Consider the following 15,075-nt stretch of genomic DNA (forward strand, 5'->3'; position numbering starts at 1 on the left):
AACCTTATGAGTAATATAAGTATTTTATAATTATGTTGTAATTTAAATAGCGCTAAACAGGTGCGTTTAGCGCTGTATTTTTAGTTACTGCTTTGAGTGGTGTTTTCAAAACGTGGCATGTTTTCAAGTGCTTTTTTGGTTGGATCGCCTTTGTAAAATAACCAAGGGTAGTAAAACTCGCGTAATTGTTGATGATAATCTCTAATTTGCTGCTCATAAGCATACGCGGCAATTGAGTCAGTTTTAGCGGCACGGGTTAAGCTACGCTGAAGTAAAAGCGGTGGCGAAATCAACGATACAAAACCAGCTAGCTCATATTTTTTAGCTGCGGCATCGCGGTAGGCTTTCGAAAGTTCAGCGGCTTTTAAATCGCCCATGTGTTGAAATGCGTAATACCATTTCCATTCAAACTCGCTACTCATATCTATATAAGGCGCAAGCGCTGGGTACTCTTTAATAAAAGGTTGCATGGTTGCCGATTTTGGTAAATCCCAAGCATCGTTTACCGCTTCTCGCTGGGTAAGCATAATGTCCCCCCCTTTAGGAGAGTGCACAGACTGGTTAATAGCAAGGTCGCCTAAAATAGGAATAATAAAAGCAAATAATACCCATAAACCAATTAAAGAAGAGGCAACACGCGGTGCACTGCTGGCATTTTTACCCCACCACACACTAAGCGCGGTCCAAAAGGCAAGATAAGCAATACATAAAACCGATACATAAGCTATTTCAACTGCGTTGGCTCCAGCTATAATTGCCCCCACATAAAATGGCAGCATTAAACACACTATTACTGCTAAAAAGCGCACGGTAATACGTGCCCCCCACAATGCAAAGTAAGACTTAGCTGTAGTAACGAGTAAATCGTGCCTGCCGCTTGTACGCTCATTTGCAAATAAATCATGGAACAGCAAAATAATAACCAGTGGCGCTAACGCACTAATTACAAATACAAAATCGATTTTACCAGCTTGGGCAAGCTCAGCATTTTGTGCATCGCTTTCGTAAATTTGCCCCTCAAGTGCAAGCAAATTAATACGATGTTTCCACGGGAATATATCGCGCTCACCTAAAGCCGCAAAGGCAAGCGTTGAAGGCTGCGAATACGTTAAATGAAAACTGTAATACGCTAGCATGCCCGCATCACTTTGCTTTTGCTGCACTTTAGCGCGATCGCTTTGATCTGCTGTTTTTAGGCGCTCTATTGTTTGCTGCTGGGCATTTACTTCGCTAAGCCCGCTGTATATAGCAAAACCTGATAAAGTAAAGCTACACAGCAACAATACCACTAGGTATTTTTGGCGCAGTAAAAAGCCCCATTCACGTGTAAGTTGTGTAATTAAATAACTCATATCAAACGTTTTCCTACAAATTTAATACCGCCTACCAGAACTACAATCCACAGCAATAACTGTAAAAACGCAGGTACACTCCTTTGTGCACGAACATCAGCACTGTCTACATCAAAGTTAAAGTTTTGCAGTATTTGCCAGTTTTGGGCACTTACACGTGCTTTTTTAGTCGCTGCAGCATTGGCATTGCGATTCATATCGGTTTGATAATCAAGTTTTTCAATGTGAACTTTGTTAAGCCCTTGAACAAAATCAAAACGTAGCTGCTCGGTTTCGCGTAAAAAACGATGGTGGGTTTCTATACTTGTGCCCACCACAATCATCGACAGCGATCGAATAGCTACCATAGGCGATACCCAACCAAAGTGACGCGATACTTGTGTTTGTTCAAGTTCACTTTGCATACGCTGCTCAGCAAATTGATTAAGTACTTTAGCTTGTTTAGCTTCTGATTCGCTTGCTACTAGCCCTCTAAAGTTTACCGGCAGCTCATCAATACTATTTACGTTGTACTTTTTAAGGAGTGATTGTTTAAATTGCTTAAATGCAGGGTCGTTGGTGTTATGGCCATCACCTAGTTTTCTAAGCTCAGCTTTAACGGCAAAATCGGTTTCTATTTTACCGGCATATGGCACAGCAGTAGAAGCACTGGTACTTGCTACACGCGGCATAACTACACATAGTAAAATCCATACAAACGCAAGTGCCGTAAAGCTACCGCTGTTTTTACTAAACACGCTCGATGCTAATAAAATAAGTAATACCCACACGGATAAATACAACGCATACCCTGCAACAAAACTTGCAACTGCTAATAGGCTTTCACCCGCCGATAGCGTCAATAAGGCCGATATAGCCAATGGCGTAATGATTAAACCCACAACAGAAAGTAAAGCCAACCCTTTACCGGCAATAAGCGTACTGCCTTTGGTGCCTTGCGCTAATAAGTACGACAGCGTTTGCGATTCACGCTCGCGGCTAATAGAGCTGTAACCAATTAATATAAGCAGTAACGGCGCTAACGTTTGCACTATAAAAGCAGGCGTTAAGCTACCTAATTTAGTAAGCGCTGTGCCTTGGCGCTGCTCTGCAAACATGGCGCTATTTTGTCTGTGCCCTTCTAAAAATATTGAGTTACCTGTGTAGGCATCAATCCCAGGGTCAAGTGTGCTAAGTGGTGTTGGCGTTCTAAAAGCGTAATGCCCATAATGCACCATTCTGTGTGGATGACGATCGGGTTGATCAACAAAGTTTTGCTCAGCATGTGTTTGTAACTCGTGGCGTGCATGGCTAAGTTCGTGCATTGTAATGGCAGTCACCACCACCGATGAAAGCGTTAATAATAAACCGATAGCTAAAACGGTCATTGCAAGTTTAGAGCGACGCCAATAGCGCCACTCATCTTTGGCAACTATCACCACCTTTGATAAATTATTTAAGCCCATTACGCGCCTCTTTGTGCAAACGCAGCATGTACTTGCTCGGTATCAATGCGGCCATTTTCAGGCGCATCAAATTCGCCCACCAGCTCACCGGCTCTTAATAAACCAATACGGTTAGCTACTTGGCACGCGCCGTATACATCATGAGTCACCATTAAAATAGTCGCACCTGTTAATGCCAGCTCGCGTACCAGCTGGTTAAACTCATCTATAGCAACAGGGTCAAGGCCCGAGGTAGGCTCATCAAGTAAAAAGATTGGTGCTTCACGTAAAATAGCCAGTGCAATCGCAGTTTTTTGCCTCATGCCTTTAGAGTACGTTTGCATAGGGCGCTCCCATGCAGCCTGTTGTAGCGCAACACGATTAAACGCTGCATTTACTTGCTCATCTGTTTTTTTAATATCAGCAAGTGATAAAAAATAGTCTACGTTTTCGCGGGCGGTTAAATGCGGGTATAGCGTTGCCGACTCGGGTAAATACGCTGTTTTACCGCGTACAAAATCAAGCGCGTGTGTTATCTCTTTACCCGCTACCTTTACAGAGCCTTGCGTTGGCTTGTTAAAACCCAGTAACGTTTTTAACGTGGTTGATTTACCCGCACCGTTACCACCAAGTAATGCGTAAATTTCGCCTGAAGCTACATTAAAATTTAAGTTTTTTAAAATGGCGTTATTTTTAATGCTAAAACTTAACGAATTCACTTCAATAATGGCTTCGCTTTTAGCGGTTTGAGCATTATTTAATTCAGAATTGCTAATATTTTCAATGCGTTGAGATTCTATTGGTGATGTTTGATTAATTGCAGTAGGTGTAGTCACATTCACACTCTATTAAGGGGAAATTAGAATGCGGCGAATGTTATACTATATCAAATAATAATTGCAACACTATAACATTTTTAACTTAATAAATAAGTCATATTTATGTGATGAAAGCTAATTAAATAAATTTGCTTAGTTATTTTGTTTTTAAAAGATTGGCCAAAGTAAGTACGCCAGGCTCTAATGGGCAATCTTTTCTGTACACAATAGAAAGCTCTACATGCTTAGGCCCAAAGTTAACAGGCCTTATACACAACGACTTTTCGTATCGGCTACCTACCACCATGTTTTTGCCAATTATTGTGTAACCTAAACCCGCAGACACACACCCTAAAACACCATCGGCGCTACTCATAATCATTAATTCATCATTTACTTGCCCTGACTTTTGCTGCCAAACAAGGGCATGTTTTCTATAGCCACATCCCTCATCTCTTACAAATAATACCGGGTAATGATCGCCATCAAGCGGAGTAACCATAACTAACTCTTCATACACAACGGGAATTACTTCAAGGTTTTCATGTTTTGATGCATTACCAATTGCGGCGCAATCAACCTTGTTATTTAAAACGGAAAATACGAGTCGCTCACTCGTATCTGTAAAAATTTTAGCTCTAATATGCGCGTAATTATCCTTAAGTTGCTTTAAAGCTAAAGGCATATGTACAGCTGCAAACGTTTCGGGCATACCAATTCGTAACTCATAACTGCCCTTGTTATTTAAAATTGCTGATGTTGCCTGATACTCCAACTGCAATATTTTATCTGCGTATTCACAAAGCTGTTTACCGCTTGGGGTTAGCTCAAGCTTGCGCCCAGTTAGCGTAAATAGTTTTGTGTTTAGCTCTTGCTCAAGCTTTTTAATGCGATTAGTAACGTTTGATTGCACCGTATTTAGTTTTTCAGCAGCACCTTTAATACCGCCCTCATCAACAATAGCTTTAAACGTTTTAAGTATTAATATTTCCATAGGGTTCTTACATTAATTTTAAATAAGTCACTAAATACTTCTCTTTTTGAGAACTTTTAATTCTTAATAATTCAATTTTTTATATTAACAGAGCCACGTATTCTTAGCGAATAACAACTATAAACTTTAAGTAGAACAAACAAATGACCATCACAAAAACACGTGCTTACCTTGCGGGCATTTGCAGCATAATAGTCACCGTTGGCGTAGCTCGATTTTCGTATAGCTTACTCATACCCATAATGCAAAATGGTGCAGGTTTAACCGAGCTAGGCTCTGGCTGGTTAGCCACCTCCAACTTTATGGGTTATATGTTTGGTGTATTTATAGCTGCAAACATGCATAACTTAAATCACAAATATAACTTGCACCACATTTACCTTATTTTGAGTTTTATTACCTCTGCGGCAATGGTATTAACCAGTAATGTATACGTATGGGCACTACTACGTTTTATTGCAGGTACTTGCGGCGCAGGTGGGTTTATTATTGCCTCAGGCCTTATTTTAAAGTGGCTAGTTAACAATAATCACCGCGCAGAGCTTGGGATTCACTTTGCTGGTGCGGGTATAAGTATTGTTGCTACATCATTGCTCGTAGAGCATATGCTCGACATGGAGAGTAACTGGCAGCAACAATGGATAGCCTTAGCCGTTATGGCGGCTGTAATTGCAATACCCGCATGGCTATGGATGCCACACCCAAGCGCTCAACAACAAATAAAGGTCACTAAAAAAGACAATCCGCCCACTAAAACCTTTAAATTATTAATAATGCTGGCCTATTTTTGTGCAGGATATGGTTACGCAGTTAGCTCTACATTTATTGTTGATATAGTGGAGCGTGTTGATAGCCTAAAAGGGCAAGGTAGCTTTGCTTTTTTATTACTAGGGATAGCAGCAATTCCTGCAGCATTAATATGGGATCGGATAGCTAGGCGTACAGGCTTTATTAAAGCGTTAATAGCTGCATACACCTTGCAAGCAATTGGTATTGTGCTCCCAACTCTAAGTAATACATTACCTGTAATTATAATAAGCGTATTACTGTTTGGAGGCACCTTTATAGCGTGTGTAAGCCTTGTATTAACCATGGCAGGTAACTTTTACCCCAGTAACCCAGCAAGGTTTATGGGCACAATGACCCTAGCCTACGGCGCCGCACAAATAATAGCCCCCATTCCCAGCGGATACCTTTTAACGTATTTTGGTAACTATAATATGGCGCTTTATTTATCGGCATTCATAGTAATGATTGGTACGTTGTTTTTACTTTGGCTTTTAAAACGTTCTAAGTAATTAATTTATAATTACATAACAACTCAAACTATGTTTTGATAAGTTAATAGGCATAAAAATAATAAGAGACAAAAAATGACAAAGTTTAATAACAATAGTGTAGTTATTCTAAGCGCAGTACGCACCGCTATAGGTGGCTTTGGAGGGAGTCTTAAAAATTTCACTCCTGCAGAACTTGGCACACTTTGCGCTAAAGAAGCATTAGCCAGAGCAAATATATCACCAACTCAAATGGGCTCATGTGTAATAGGTAAAGTTATTCATAATGGCCCTAAAGATGCTTACCTATCCAGAGTCATTGGCCTTGATGCAGGATTACCAATTAGTAGTCATGCAGTAACACTCAACCGTTTATGTGGCTCAGGTTTAGAAGCCATTATACAAGCAGCCCAACAAATTCAACTAGGTGACGTAGATGCAGCTTTAGCAGGCGGCACAGAAAGCATGAGTAGCTCAGCCTACACACTAGAGAGTAACCGCTGGGGCCAAAAAATGGGCAATAGCACATTGCTTGATGAGCTAGCCACTACATTACAAGATCCATGGGATAACGACCCAATGGGGATCACCGCCGAAAACATTGCAGAAAAATATAACATTACCCGCAACCAACAAGACGCTTACGCAGCGCAAAGTCATCATAAAGCAGCTAAAGCGATAGCTAAAGGACACTTTAAAGAGCAAATAGTCCCTATAGAGATAAAAACGCGAAATAATATCCATGTGTTTGACACAGATGAGCATGTGCGTGAAAACACAACAGAGCAAAAGTTAGCTACGTTAAAACCTTACTTTAAACAAAATGGAACAGTAACAGCAGCAACCTCGTCGGGGATTAACGATGCAGCAGCCATGCTCATGCTTATGTCGGAGCAAAAAGCGAATGAGCAAGGCTTAAAACCACTCGGCCGATTAATAGGTTATGCAAGAGCAGGTGTAGAGCCCGTATTAATGGGCACAGGGCCAATCCCTGCTGTACAACAGGTATTTAATAAAACTGGCTTAACAATTGATGACATGGACGTAATAGAATCAAATGAAGCCTTTGCTGTACAAGCATTATGCGTAGCAAATGAATTAAACTTTCCTGAGCATAAAGTAAACCCAAATGGGGGGGCTATAGCGCTTGGCCACCCTGTTGGCGCAACCGGTGCTATTTTATCTACCAAGTGTTTGTACGAACTAAAACGTATTAAAGGCAAGTATGGCTTAGTCACTATGTGTATTGGCGGTGGCCAAGGTATAGCAGCCATTTTTGAAGCGCTGTAATCAGAAAAGTAAATTAAAAAAAGTGCAGAGATTAATACTAACTTTAAGTCGATGCACTTTCTACACCTACCAATACCGTGACACAAAGCAGTCTAAAACTAAAACATATCTGAATTCACAAACGATTAAATACCAAAAAACAAATCTAATCCAAAAGAATGTAAATATTTTGGTTTAACATCCTAATTTATTTAGTCAAAACTGTGTCGTTAAGTTGGGTATATAAAATAATGTGCTATCTTTTTATTATATTAAGTGTAAATAAATACGAGCTAACATGCTGCATCGAGGCACAATTGCCATAGCGTTATTGGCAATCTTTGTTACAAATACAACCTATGCAAACGACTTTGATATACAATTTAGTGGATTTGCCTCTTTAACCCTCAGTTACACTGACGATTCAGATATTGGCTTTGCATCTAGCTACTCAAATGAAAACGAAGCCGGTTTTTCCGCAACCCGAGATTCTATTTTAGGTGGACAAGCTAATATATCACTGGCTAAAAAATGGGATTCGGTTTTTCAAGTTGTAATACAAGATCATGCCTTTAAAAGCTTTGATAATTTTTTAGAGCTGGCCTTTATACGTTATCGCCCTACTCGCCATTGGGCTATTCGGGCTGGCAGGCTAAATAGCGACCTTTATTTGCTCTCTGAATACCCTTACGCAGGGTATGCCTATTTATGGGTGCGCCCACCGCATTCGTATTATTCGTTTGCAAATATTGCCGGTAATTTTGATGGTGTTGATGTTGAGTACAGTAAAGCCATTAACGATGGATTTTTACGTTTAAAGCTCGCTTACGGTAGTTCTACAGCAAAACTACAAGCCTATAATGACGATTTTTTTATTGATTTTGATAATTTAACAACCCTAAGTGCAACATACACTCAAGATGCATGGACTATGCGTTTTTCGCTATCAAGGTCAGATTTTGGAAATTATAAACAAAGCTCGTTGCGTGAGTTTATTGCCGCACTCGACTCAGTACCGCAAAGTATTTGGCCGCAAGCACAAAGCATATCTAACAAATTTAACACCAAAGGCAACAGTATTGAATACGCAGCTTTTGGCGCTACTTACGATAATAATAATTGGCTTATTCAGTCTGAGTTAGGGGTTTCAGAGTCTGATTGGATAGTGGCACCATCTGTAATTAGTGGCTACATCAGTGCAGGTTATAGAGTAGATGATGCAATTTTTTACGCCGGTTTTTCAGCAGCTAAAAACCGCCATGACGTAGTTAAAGTAAACAACCCAGTGTTTTTACCAGGCACACCCGATCAGGTTTCTGTGCCCATACAGCAACTCGCTGTTGCAACTCAAGCCGCTGCTGGAATTACAAATGTTCACCAATACTCAATTAACGTAGGCGTAAAATGGCATTTTTCGGATCGTTTAGTATTTAAAGCCCAGTTAGACCGCTTTGACATAAAGCCTCAAGGTGCTGGGCTGTGGAGCCTTAGTGATCCGTCAGACGCAAATAAAGGCAATAAAGTACATATACTTAGTTTAAATGCTAGTATGGTGTTTTAGTTATGATAAGCGCACGTAACCTAACCCTTAATGTAATGCTCCCCTTATGCCTGCTTTTTGTGAGCTCTTATGCACAATCAACAGAGTTTGCCGTAGTCGTAAATAAGAACAATGCTATAAATAGCCTTTCAAAACGAGAGATTATTGATATTTACATGGGCCGCTATTTAACATTCCCAGACGGTGAAACCTCACAACCCTTTGATTTACCCGCACAGTCAGCACTTAAAAACGATTTTTACTTAAAGCTAGTTAATAAAGACGAGCAAAAAATAAATGCCTATTGGGCTAGGCTGTTATTTTCAGGCCGTGCTAAGCCCCCCTCGCCCTCAGCTTCTGTAAAAGATGCGTTAAACAAAATAGCATCATCACCATTTGCGATTGGCTACATTCCGTTATCGCAAGTGACCGATGCAGTAAAAGTGGTTTATACAGTTGATTAAATTTATTAGCCAAAAACTTTATATACGGGTTGCTCTATCAATAGCAATGGTTGCTATTGTTGTGTCTATCGTCTCGTCCATGCTGTCTTATTACTCAGGCTTTAAAGAAAAGAAAAACACCAATTACCTACTCGTTAAACAACTAGCGCAAACAATGGAAAAAACAGCCGCTATAGCCGCTTACTTAAACGACAAAGAATTAAGCCAAGAAATTGTTAATGGCCTTATCAGTAACGATTTAGTACAAGGCGCGAGCCTACAAGGAGAAACAAACGCAAAAGGCGACATAGCGTTGTTTATTGCCAATGGCACGATTAATAAACAAAAAGAAGCCGTGTCAGTGAAGCTCGTTCACCCTTTTTTAGAAGGCGCCTATATAGGGGTATTATCAATATACCCCGACGATAAATTTATACAGCAACAAGCACAGGCAGCACTTAAAAAAGAATTTATTTTAATGCTAATACAATCTATTGTAATCGCATTTTTTGTCTCGCTGGTTGTGCAGCGCTGGCTTACTCAACCCATTCAAAGCCTAACCGACAGCTTTGCTAAAATAAACCCGAGCGAGCCAGAAACCCTTAAAATGCTAACGTTTAAGCAAGGCAAGCGAGACGAAATAAGCCGCTTAACGCACGGTATAAATGCCCTAATGCACGAGCTACATTTAACCATTAGTAATGAGCAAACACTGCGTAAAAAAACCCAAGCGCTTGAAGCTAAATTTAGACTGATATTTGAACAAGCCAGCGCTGGTATTTGTTTACTTGATGATAAAAACACAATCACCACCTTCAACCCAGCATTTGAGCATTACTTTACGGTACCTGGCGAAAAAGAATTACCAAGTTTGCATTTTCCTGAGCTTTTGGGCAATGTAGACGAACTACAAAGCCTACTAGTCGCTATTCGCTCAGCGCAAAACCCACCGCAAACGACCTTAGATGTAGAATGCAAAGTGGGTCACAAAACGCTCTGGTTTCATTGCTTATTTGTAAGGCTAACCGACCAAAGAGAAAGCAAACGACACTCACACCCACAGCAACTAGTAGAAGTTATTTTACATGATGTAACCGATCGTGCAGAACGTGAACTACAAACCCGCTTTGAAGCCGATCATGACCCACTCACTGGCTTATTAAACCGACGCGCTGGTGAAAAACGCCTTAATAAAGCCTTACAAGAATGCACTGAACACAATCAACACCTAGTTCTTATGATGATAGATTTAGATAAATTCAAACCCATAAACGACACCTACGGCCACGAAGCCGGAGACAAAGTGCTAATTGAAACAGCGCACAGATTTAAAACACTTTTTCATGAAAAAAACGATATGTGTATCCGCTTAGGCGGTGATGAATTTATTGTTGCAAGGCTCGTAACTTTTTACGATAAAGCGGCAACGCATCAGCAAGCTATTACTTTACTTAATGAACTACAACAAGCCATTACTATTGCGCCAAGTAAAACATGTGCAATTGGTGCCAGCATAGGTATTGCGATAGCCCCTACTGATGGCACACAACTTCACCAATTAATGCACAATGGCGATAAAACCCTCTATCACGTAAAAGAAACAGGCCGAGGAAAAGTGGCCTTTTATGACGATATAAAAAATTAGCTAGCGAATGCTATAGCGTTTTTATGGCTTTTAAATAATCTTTATTATAAAAATAAGCCGCTAAACCAAAATACGAAATAACACCTAAATAAGCGATTGGAAAGTGACTATATGCGCTAAGGTAGATAAGCAATAATATAAAGAACAGGCTAATGCTAAAGCAAACCACTGCCAAAAGCCTGCCTAACCAAGATATAGATTGGGCAGCAATATTTAAAACAAACAAAACAATAGCGCCAAATATTACATACCCTAAAGTGTTTAAATCTTCCCCATGCGCTAAACCGTCTTCGCTGTAGTACATCATGTAATGAGCAAGCGGAGTCAGTGCTAATAAAGCCCAGAAACCATAACTACTCCACGTTGATGAAACAAAATAGTGACTACCAATGTTAGGCGCAGGAAACGATGCTTTATATCTATTTTGATTCATAAAAAGTGACCTTTCATTTAGTCTGCTAAGCTTAAATAACTACGCTTATTATTGATTTTTATATAAATAATTACAACTTACCTTATTGACCAAAAATAGTTACACTAGTAAAAAGAGATAAATCAGCCCCCTAAAACATAGATTTACATCCAAACCTTTAAAGTAAATTGAACAATTAAGTTTTTGATTGATAGAATGCCAACCTATTTTTCTATCAAGAGATACAATGGCAAATTTCAATACTCATCTTAATACTGCAGTCATCATTACCGGCTTAGGTTCAGCCACTTTATTATCTGCAGGCCATATCGATTTAAACGGCGCACTTTGGTTATGGTTTTTAGGCTCAATTGGCGGCTTATTACCCGACATAGACTCAGATAACTCTACATCATTGGATACTATTTTTAACTTATTTGCACTGAGCGCTGTATTACTGGTGCTGCATTACATAACCACCAAGCTTATTATTACAATTAGTTTTGTAGAGTTAATTGTGGTGCCATTATTGGTGTACGGATTCATGAAATACATTGTTAGGCCCATTTTTGAATGGATAACCGTACATAGAGGCAGTTGCCACTCGTTATTATTTTTGCTGCTATGCGCGCTATTAACTACGCAAGTAACGTGGAAACTAAACGACCAATCAACCGTACTCGCCGCTACTTTTGCTTGGTTAGCAGGTGGGTTTATTTTACTTGGCGGGTTACTTCATTTATTACTTGATGAGCTTTACAGTGTCGATCTAAATAATGTCACTATTAAACGCTCTTTTGGTACTGCGCTCAAAATTGCCGACTTTGATAATAAACTAATAACGTTAGCATCGGTTATTACCATTGCCGGTTTAATCTATGTAGCCCCGCCTATCGAGCAAACAATTACCGCATTAAGTGATTGGTCTGATTTTAGGTTTTTATCTTAAAAAGAGCGTTTAATAGCTTAAATCAATGCCACTTTGCTAGTTTAAGTTTTATTAAACGTACTCATTTTAGCCTTTTTGTAATTAATTATTATTTTTATTGGTTTAACTGAAATTTTTAAATCGCTTTACCTGTCTTATAGCAGCAATACTTTCACCTGTTTGATGTGTGCAAAGCGACTGAAACTTTTAAAGCGTCAAATATAAAATTACAAGAGGACCATAATGGAATTTACACATAAACGCACCACCCTAGTTACAGCATCGTTATTGTTGATATTAGCAATATCACAGGGTATTTATTCAGCGCTTTATACTGCTGAAATTAGTTTTTCAAGGCAAGTTGCGTGGGGGCTAGAGGCACTGGTATTTACTTTACTTGTTGCCTTTGCAGGCACGGCTATGGTGCAAGCAAAAAACGCTCAGTTAGGCTGGTCTGCTATCGCGTTTAGCGCAGTACTTAACATAGTGCAGGTAAGCGTTGGCCTTACGTTGTTTTCAACATTTGGTAAAGTGGCGGGCACAGTAGAAGGCGCACAACCTTTAATTGGTGGCGTGGTGTCGTTGTCATTCATGATTTACTACGCAGCTAAATTGTTATTGGGTTTAGCAGCACTTGTATTTGGCTTATCATTTATTGCTAAAGGTGGCAAAGCCTTAGGTAGCCTTACAGCCCTTGCAGGCGCAGTTGCAATGCTTGCCAATGCAATATTAATTACCTGTGGCCGTGATGGATTCTTGCCATCAGGTGTTGCTGGCGCATCAGGTATGATTGCAACATTACTTTTAGCAATCTGTTTATTTAGCCTTAACCGTAAAGCAGACTAAGGTTAAAACCTTACAAGTAATGTGCTTATTTAGATAAGTTATAAACATCGGCGTGTATTAAAGTGCTAATCCGCCGATGTTTTACATTTGGTCACAGCGATCTTATTTTTAAGATAGATTCACAAAGAGGATTAGAGGCGCTTCGCTTTTAGAGCGCTAATAGATTGAATCAAAATTTATAAGATTAGACGCTCTCTTTGACTAAAACGCTCAATCATGTTCTATAAATAACTTGGTGATATAATTATTGCCATTATCTTGGATATAATGTATTTCAACATAACCTCCATTAAAAATAACCTTATTGTTATATTTCCGGTTTGCAAAAAAATATGGCGCAGTTTGATAGTTATTATATTTAAAAGTCGCTCCTGACACTGAAAAACTCTGTGTTCGACTTGCTCCTTCTTTTTCTACTAATTTTTCAATTTCGCCTGTTACAACTCTCTGCTCATGCGATTTTATTTTAGCTATATATTGCATTTTCGAATATAAAGAAGCTGTAGAAGCAAGATTGTAAAGAATAAATATAAAAAATAAGACGAAGAAATTAAACTTAAAAAAACGTTTAATATATAAATCGTATAATTTTTTGAGCCTCCCAATAAAGATGAAACTAATAACTATAAAAAGCACATATGGCAAAAATTCAATGCTATTAAAGCTTATTGTTGTTTCGTAGTAAATTTTCATCATATGCACTTAAAATGCCTCAACTTTGGCAAGTCTAAATCAAGCACCACGTTCAAAAAAAGATAAAACTTTAAAGACCAATCCATAAAGAGGATTAGAGACGCTGCGATTTTAGGGGTTATAACTAACTTAGATTAAAAGCTTTTAACAACCCCATCTTTTGATGTACGAAGTCAAGATTTGTTACAGCACAGTGTGTAAATACAGCCAGAAACTGGACTGACATTGGCTTTTTCTAATGGGTGTATTGTTAATTTGCATTACTCATTGCTGTAATTAAGCTTTCAACAAACTCAAAACCACCATTACGACTAAATAATAAAATAAAAAACGCGAGTAAAAATAAACGTAAACTAGATTTGAGCTTAGCCATAGCTAGTAAACGTTGCGTGTTCATATTGCTATCAAATAATGAACTAACAAAGACACTGATTAGAAAATTAAAATATGACAATTCTTTAGCAGTGCTATCTGCTAACCAAAAATGATTCAAAGCTTTAAACCCTACAACGAATCTTTGTACAGCTAATAAAAAAATAAGCATAGAACTACCAACAACTAGCAAAATGGTATATCCATGTTCCAATGAAATTTGAGGCGTATTCATATATCCCTGTGCAAATTAAAGCCCAAATAACAGGCTAAAAATTGTTGGCTAAAATGTTGTGGAACGAAAACAGCCAACTGTTTTTTATCCTTATTTATTAGCTTTTTATATGCCATCTTCTTCTGCGGCACGTTGCTTTATTTTTGGTAATTGTATATAAAAAGTTATATACACAATTACTAAAGGGAAAAAGCCAACCCAAGTTAAGTCATGGAATACCCAAAAATATGCAAACCAAGTTTGAATACCAATTAAAGTAAACAATTTCAGTAATCGAGGAAAAAGTAAAAGACTCCCCATACCTAAAACAGGAAAAGCGAATATACAATTCCCAGCCAATGATAGCAGAAAATACCCAAAGCTTTCAGGAAACTCTAAACCAACAACAAATTTAGAATAAATGAGATCTGCGTAGAAAGGCAATAAGCCTAACAAAACAAAATACGTTAAGAATTTTTCATCCTTTTTTATTTTAGTTTGTTGGCGGTTTCTCTCCGCTAATTTTTCGAGCGCATCCATTTCTGAAGATTCCTTTGCATATAACAGCTTATTGAACACCACTTTGGGGGATTATAACACCCCAAAACGGCGTATATTACGTTGCTTGAAAATCACACCAAACAACTCGTTTATAAATCAGGCAATAACAATTGCTACCCAGTAGCCTTTGTTATTTAACCCCATAACGCATGTTAATAATGTTATGGGACAAAACTCAAACCACTGTATTTATGACGAGAATTAACAAGACACTCATTCAATTCATTTAGACTTACACCCATCTTAATTTCAAAATTTAATATGGGTTTCTTGTTAATTTTTTCTCA

The 15,075-nt window shown here is 38.7% G+C and carries 15 protein-coding genes; 7 read left to right on the plus strand and 8 right to left on the minus strand.

Annotation, left to right across the window (positions count from 1 at the left end; all coding sequences use genetic code 11):
- Window positions 1-80 precede the first annotated feature (80 nt).
- The 4 genes from CWC17_RS07650 to CWC17_RS07665 all read right to left on the minus strand — a co-directional run bounded on the left by CWC17_RS07650 (window position 81) and on the right by CWC17_RS07665 (window position 4,588).
- Entirely contained in the window at window positions 81-1,352 is a 1,272-nt protein-coding gene (locus tag CWC17_RS07650; protein WP_138612506.1) for a DUF3526 domain-containing protein, read from the minus strand.
- Entirely contained in the window at window positions 1,349-2,797 is a 1,449-nt protein-coding gene (locus CWC17_RS07655; RefSeq protein ID WP_138612507.1) for an ABC transporter permease, read from the minus strand. The genes CWC17_RS07650 and CWC17_RS07655 overlap by 4 nt, the downstream gene beginning before the upstream one ends.
- A complete protein-coding gene (locus CWC17_RS07660) occupies window positions 2,797-3,612 on the minus strand; it encodes an ABC transporter ATP-binding protein (RefSeq protein ID WP_171042072.1) in 816 nt (271 codons plus the stop codon). Before CWC17_RS07660 ends, CWC17_RS07655 begins: the two co-directional genes overlap by 1 nt.
- Before the next feature lie 139 nt (window positions 3,613-3,751).
- Window positions 3,752-4,588 (minus strand): LysR family transcriptional regulator, encoded by an 837-nt coding sequence (locus tag CWC17_RS07665; RefSeq protein WP_138612508.1) that lies wholly within the window; start codon window positions 4,586-4,588, stop codon window positions 3,752-3,754.
- A gap of 143 nt (window positions 4,589-4,731) precedes the next feature.
- Here CWC17_RS07665 and CWC17_RS07670 point away from each other — a divergent pair, with 143 nt between their 5' ends.
- The 5 genes from CWC17_RS07670 (at window position 4,732) to CWC17_RS07690 (ending at window position 10,762) form a co-directional block, all read left to right on the plus strand.
- Window positions 4,732-5,886 carry a YbfB/YjiJ family MFS transporter gene (locus CWC17_RS07670; protein WP_138612509.1) on the plus strand — a complete coding sequence of 385 codons (1,155 nt, stop codon included), beginning with the start codon at window positions 4,732-4,734 and terminating at the stop codon, window positions 5,884-5,886.
- 75 nt (window positions 5,887-5,961) lie between these two features.
- Window positions 5,962-7,155, plus strand: coding sequence for a beta-ketothiolase BktB (bktB, locus tag CWC17_RS07675; protein WP_138612510.1), 1,194 nt, complete (start codon window positions 5,962-5,964; stop codon window positions 7,153-7,155).
- A 277-nt stretch (window positions 7,156-7,432) separates the two neighbouring features.
- On the plus strand, window positions 7,433-8,695 hold the full coding sequence (locus tag CWC17_RS07680) for a hypothetical protein (protein WP_138612511.1): 1,263 nt from the start codon (window positions 7,433-7,435) through the stop codon (window positions 8,693-8,695).
- Between the two features lie 2 nt (window positions 8,696-8,697).
- Window positions 8,698-9,138, plus strand: coding sequence for a type 2 periplasmic-binding domain-containing protein (locus tag CWC17_RS07685; protein ID WP_138612512.1), 441 nt, complete (start codon window positions 8,698-8,700; stop codon window positions 9,136-9,138).
- The gene (locus tag CWC17_RS07690) at window positions 9,131-10,762 is read left to right on the plus strand and encodes a sensor domain-containing diguanylate cyclase (RefSeq protein ID WP_138612513.1); all 1,632 of its coding nucleotides are present in this window, start codon (window positions 9,131-9,133) and stop codon (window positions 10,760-10,762) included. The genes CWC17_RS07685 and CWC17_RS07690 overlap by 8 nt, the downstream gene beginning before the upstream one ends.
- Window positions 10,763-10,772: 10 nt before the next feature.
- Here CWC17_RS07690 and CWC17_RS07695 read toward each other — a convergent pair whose 3' ends face one another.
- Window positions 10,773-11,195, minus strand: a complete 423-nt coding sequence (locus tag CWC17_RS07695; RefSeq protein ID WP_138612514.1) for a hypothetical protein — start codon at window positions 11,193-11,195, stop codon at window positions 10,773-10,775.
- A gap of 226 nt (window positions 11,196-11,421) precedes the next feature.
- On the opposite strand from CWC17_RS07695, the gene CWC17_RS07700 reads away from it, so the two are divergent.
- Together CWC17_RS07700 and CWC17_RS07705 are read left to right on the plus strand one after the other, a co-directional pair.
- Window positions 11,422-12,123 carry a metal-dependent hydrolase gene (locus CWC17_RS07700; protein WP_138612515.1) on the plus strand — a complete coding sequence of 234 codons (702 nt, stop codon included), beginning with the start codon at window positions 11,422-11,424 and terminating at the stop codon, window positions 12,121-12,123.
- A 222-nt stretch (window positions 12,124-12,345) separates the two neighbouring features.
- Window positions 12,346-12,948, plus strand: a complete 603-nt coding sequence (locus CWC17_RS07705) for a thiamine biosynthesis protein ThiC (RefSeq protein WP_138541100.1) — start codon at window positions 12,346-12,348, stop codon at window positions 12,946-12,948.
- Between the two features lie 210 nt (window positions 12,949-13,158).
- Here CWC17_RS07705 and CWC17_RS07710 read toward each other — a convergent pair whose 3' ends face one another.
- The 3 genes from CWC17_RS07710 to CWC17_RS07720 all read right to left on the minus strand — a co-directional run bounded on the left by CWC17_RS07710 (window position 13,159) and on the right by CWC17_RS07720 (window position 14,767).
- Window positions 13,159-13,644 (minus strand): hypothetical protein, encoded by a 486-nt coding sequence (locus CWC17_RS07710; RefSeq protein ID WP_138612516.1) that lies wholly within the window; start codon window positions 13,642-13,644, stop codon window positions 13,159-13,161.
- 247 nt (window positions 13,645-13,891) lie between these two features.
- Entirely contained in the window at window positions 13,892-14,248 is a 357-nt protein-coding gene (locus tag CWC17_RS07715; RefSeq protein ID WP_138612517.1) for a hypothetical protein, read from the minus strand.
- 105 nt (window positions 14,249-14,353) lie between these two features.
- Window positions 14,354-14,767 carry a hypothetical protein gene (locus CWC17_RS07720; protein WP_138612518.1) on the minus strand — a complete coding sequence of 138 codons (414 nt, stop codon included), beginning with the start codon at window positions 14,765-14,767 and terminating at the stop codon, window positions 14,354-14,356.
- Window positions 14,768-15,075 lie beyond the last annotated feature (308 nt).

Origin of the sequence: Pseudoalteromonas sp. S3785 (genome assembly GCF_005887365.1) — a bacterium.
In the GTDB taxonomy this organism is placed as follows: domain Bacteria; phylum Pseudomonadota; class Gammaproteobacteria; order Enterobacterales; family Alteromonadaceae; genus Pseudoalteromonas.

Excerpts from the sequence above, each read along its gene's own strand:
- CWC17_RS07705 (WP_138541100.1), top strand. The coding sequence starts at position 12,346 with ATGGAATTTACACATAAACGCACCACCCTAGTTACAGCATCGTTATTG.
- CWC17_RS07650 (WP_138612506.1), bottom strand. The coding sequence starts at position 1,352 with ATGAGTTATTTAATTACACAACTTACACGTGAATGGGGCTTTTTACTG.
- CWC17_RS07655 (WP_138612507.1), bottom strand. The coding sequence starts at position 2,797 with ATGGGCTTAAATAATTTATCAAAGGTGGTGATAGTTGCCAAAGATGAG.
- CWC17_RS07665 (WP_138612508.1), bottom strand. The coding sequence starts at position 4,588 with ATGGAAATATTAATACTTAAAACGTTTAAAGCTATTGTTGATGAGGGC.
- bktB (WP_138612510.1), top strand. The coding sequence starts at position 5,962 with ATGACAAAGTTTAATAACAATAGTGTAGTTATTCTAAGCGCAGTACGC.
- CWC17_RS07720 (WP_138612518.1), bottom strand. The coding sequence starts at position 14,767 with ATGGATGCGCTCGAAAAATTAGCGGAGAGAAACCGCCAACAAACTAAA.
- CWC17_RS07715 (WP_138612517.1), bottom strand. The coding sequence starts at position 14,248 with ATGAATACGCCTCAAATTTCATTGGAACATGGATATACCATTTTGCTA.
- CWC17_RS07670 (WP_138612509.1), top strand. The coding sequence starts at position 4,732 with ATGACCATCACAAAAACACGTGCTTACCTTGCGGGCATTTGCAGCATA.
- CWC17_RS07680 (WP_138612511.1), top strand. The coding sequence starts at position 7,433 with ATGCTGCATCGAGGCACAATTGCCATAGCGTTATTGGCAATCTTTGTT.
- CWC17_RS07685 (WP_138612512.1), top strand. The coding sequence starts at position 8,698 with ATGATAAGCGCACGTAACCTAACCCTTAATGTAATGCTCCCCTTATGC.
- CWC17_RS07695 (WP_138612514.1), bottom strand. The coding sequence starts at position 11,195 with ATGAATCAAAATAGATATAAAGCATCGTTTCCTGCGCCTAACATTGGT.
- CWC17_RS07700 (WP_138612515.1), top strand. The coding sequence starts at position 11,422 with ATGGCAAATTTCAATACTCATCTTAATACTGCAGTCATCATTACCGGC.
- CWC17_RS07710 (WP_138612516.1), bottom strand. The coding sequence starts at position 13,644 with ATGATGAAAATTTACTACGAAACAACAATAAGCTTTAATAGCATTGAA.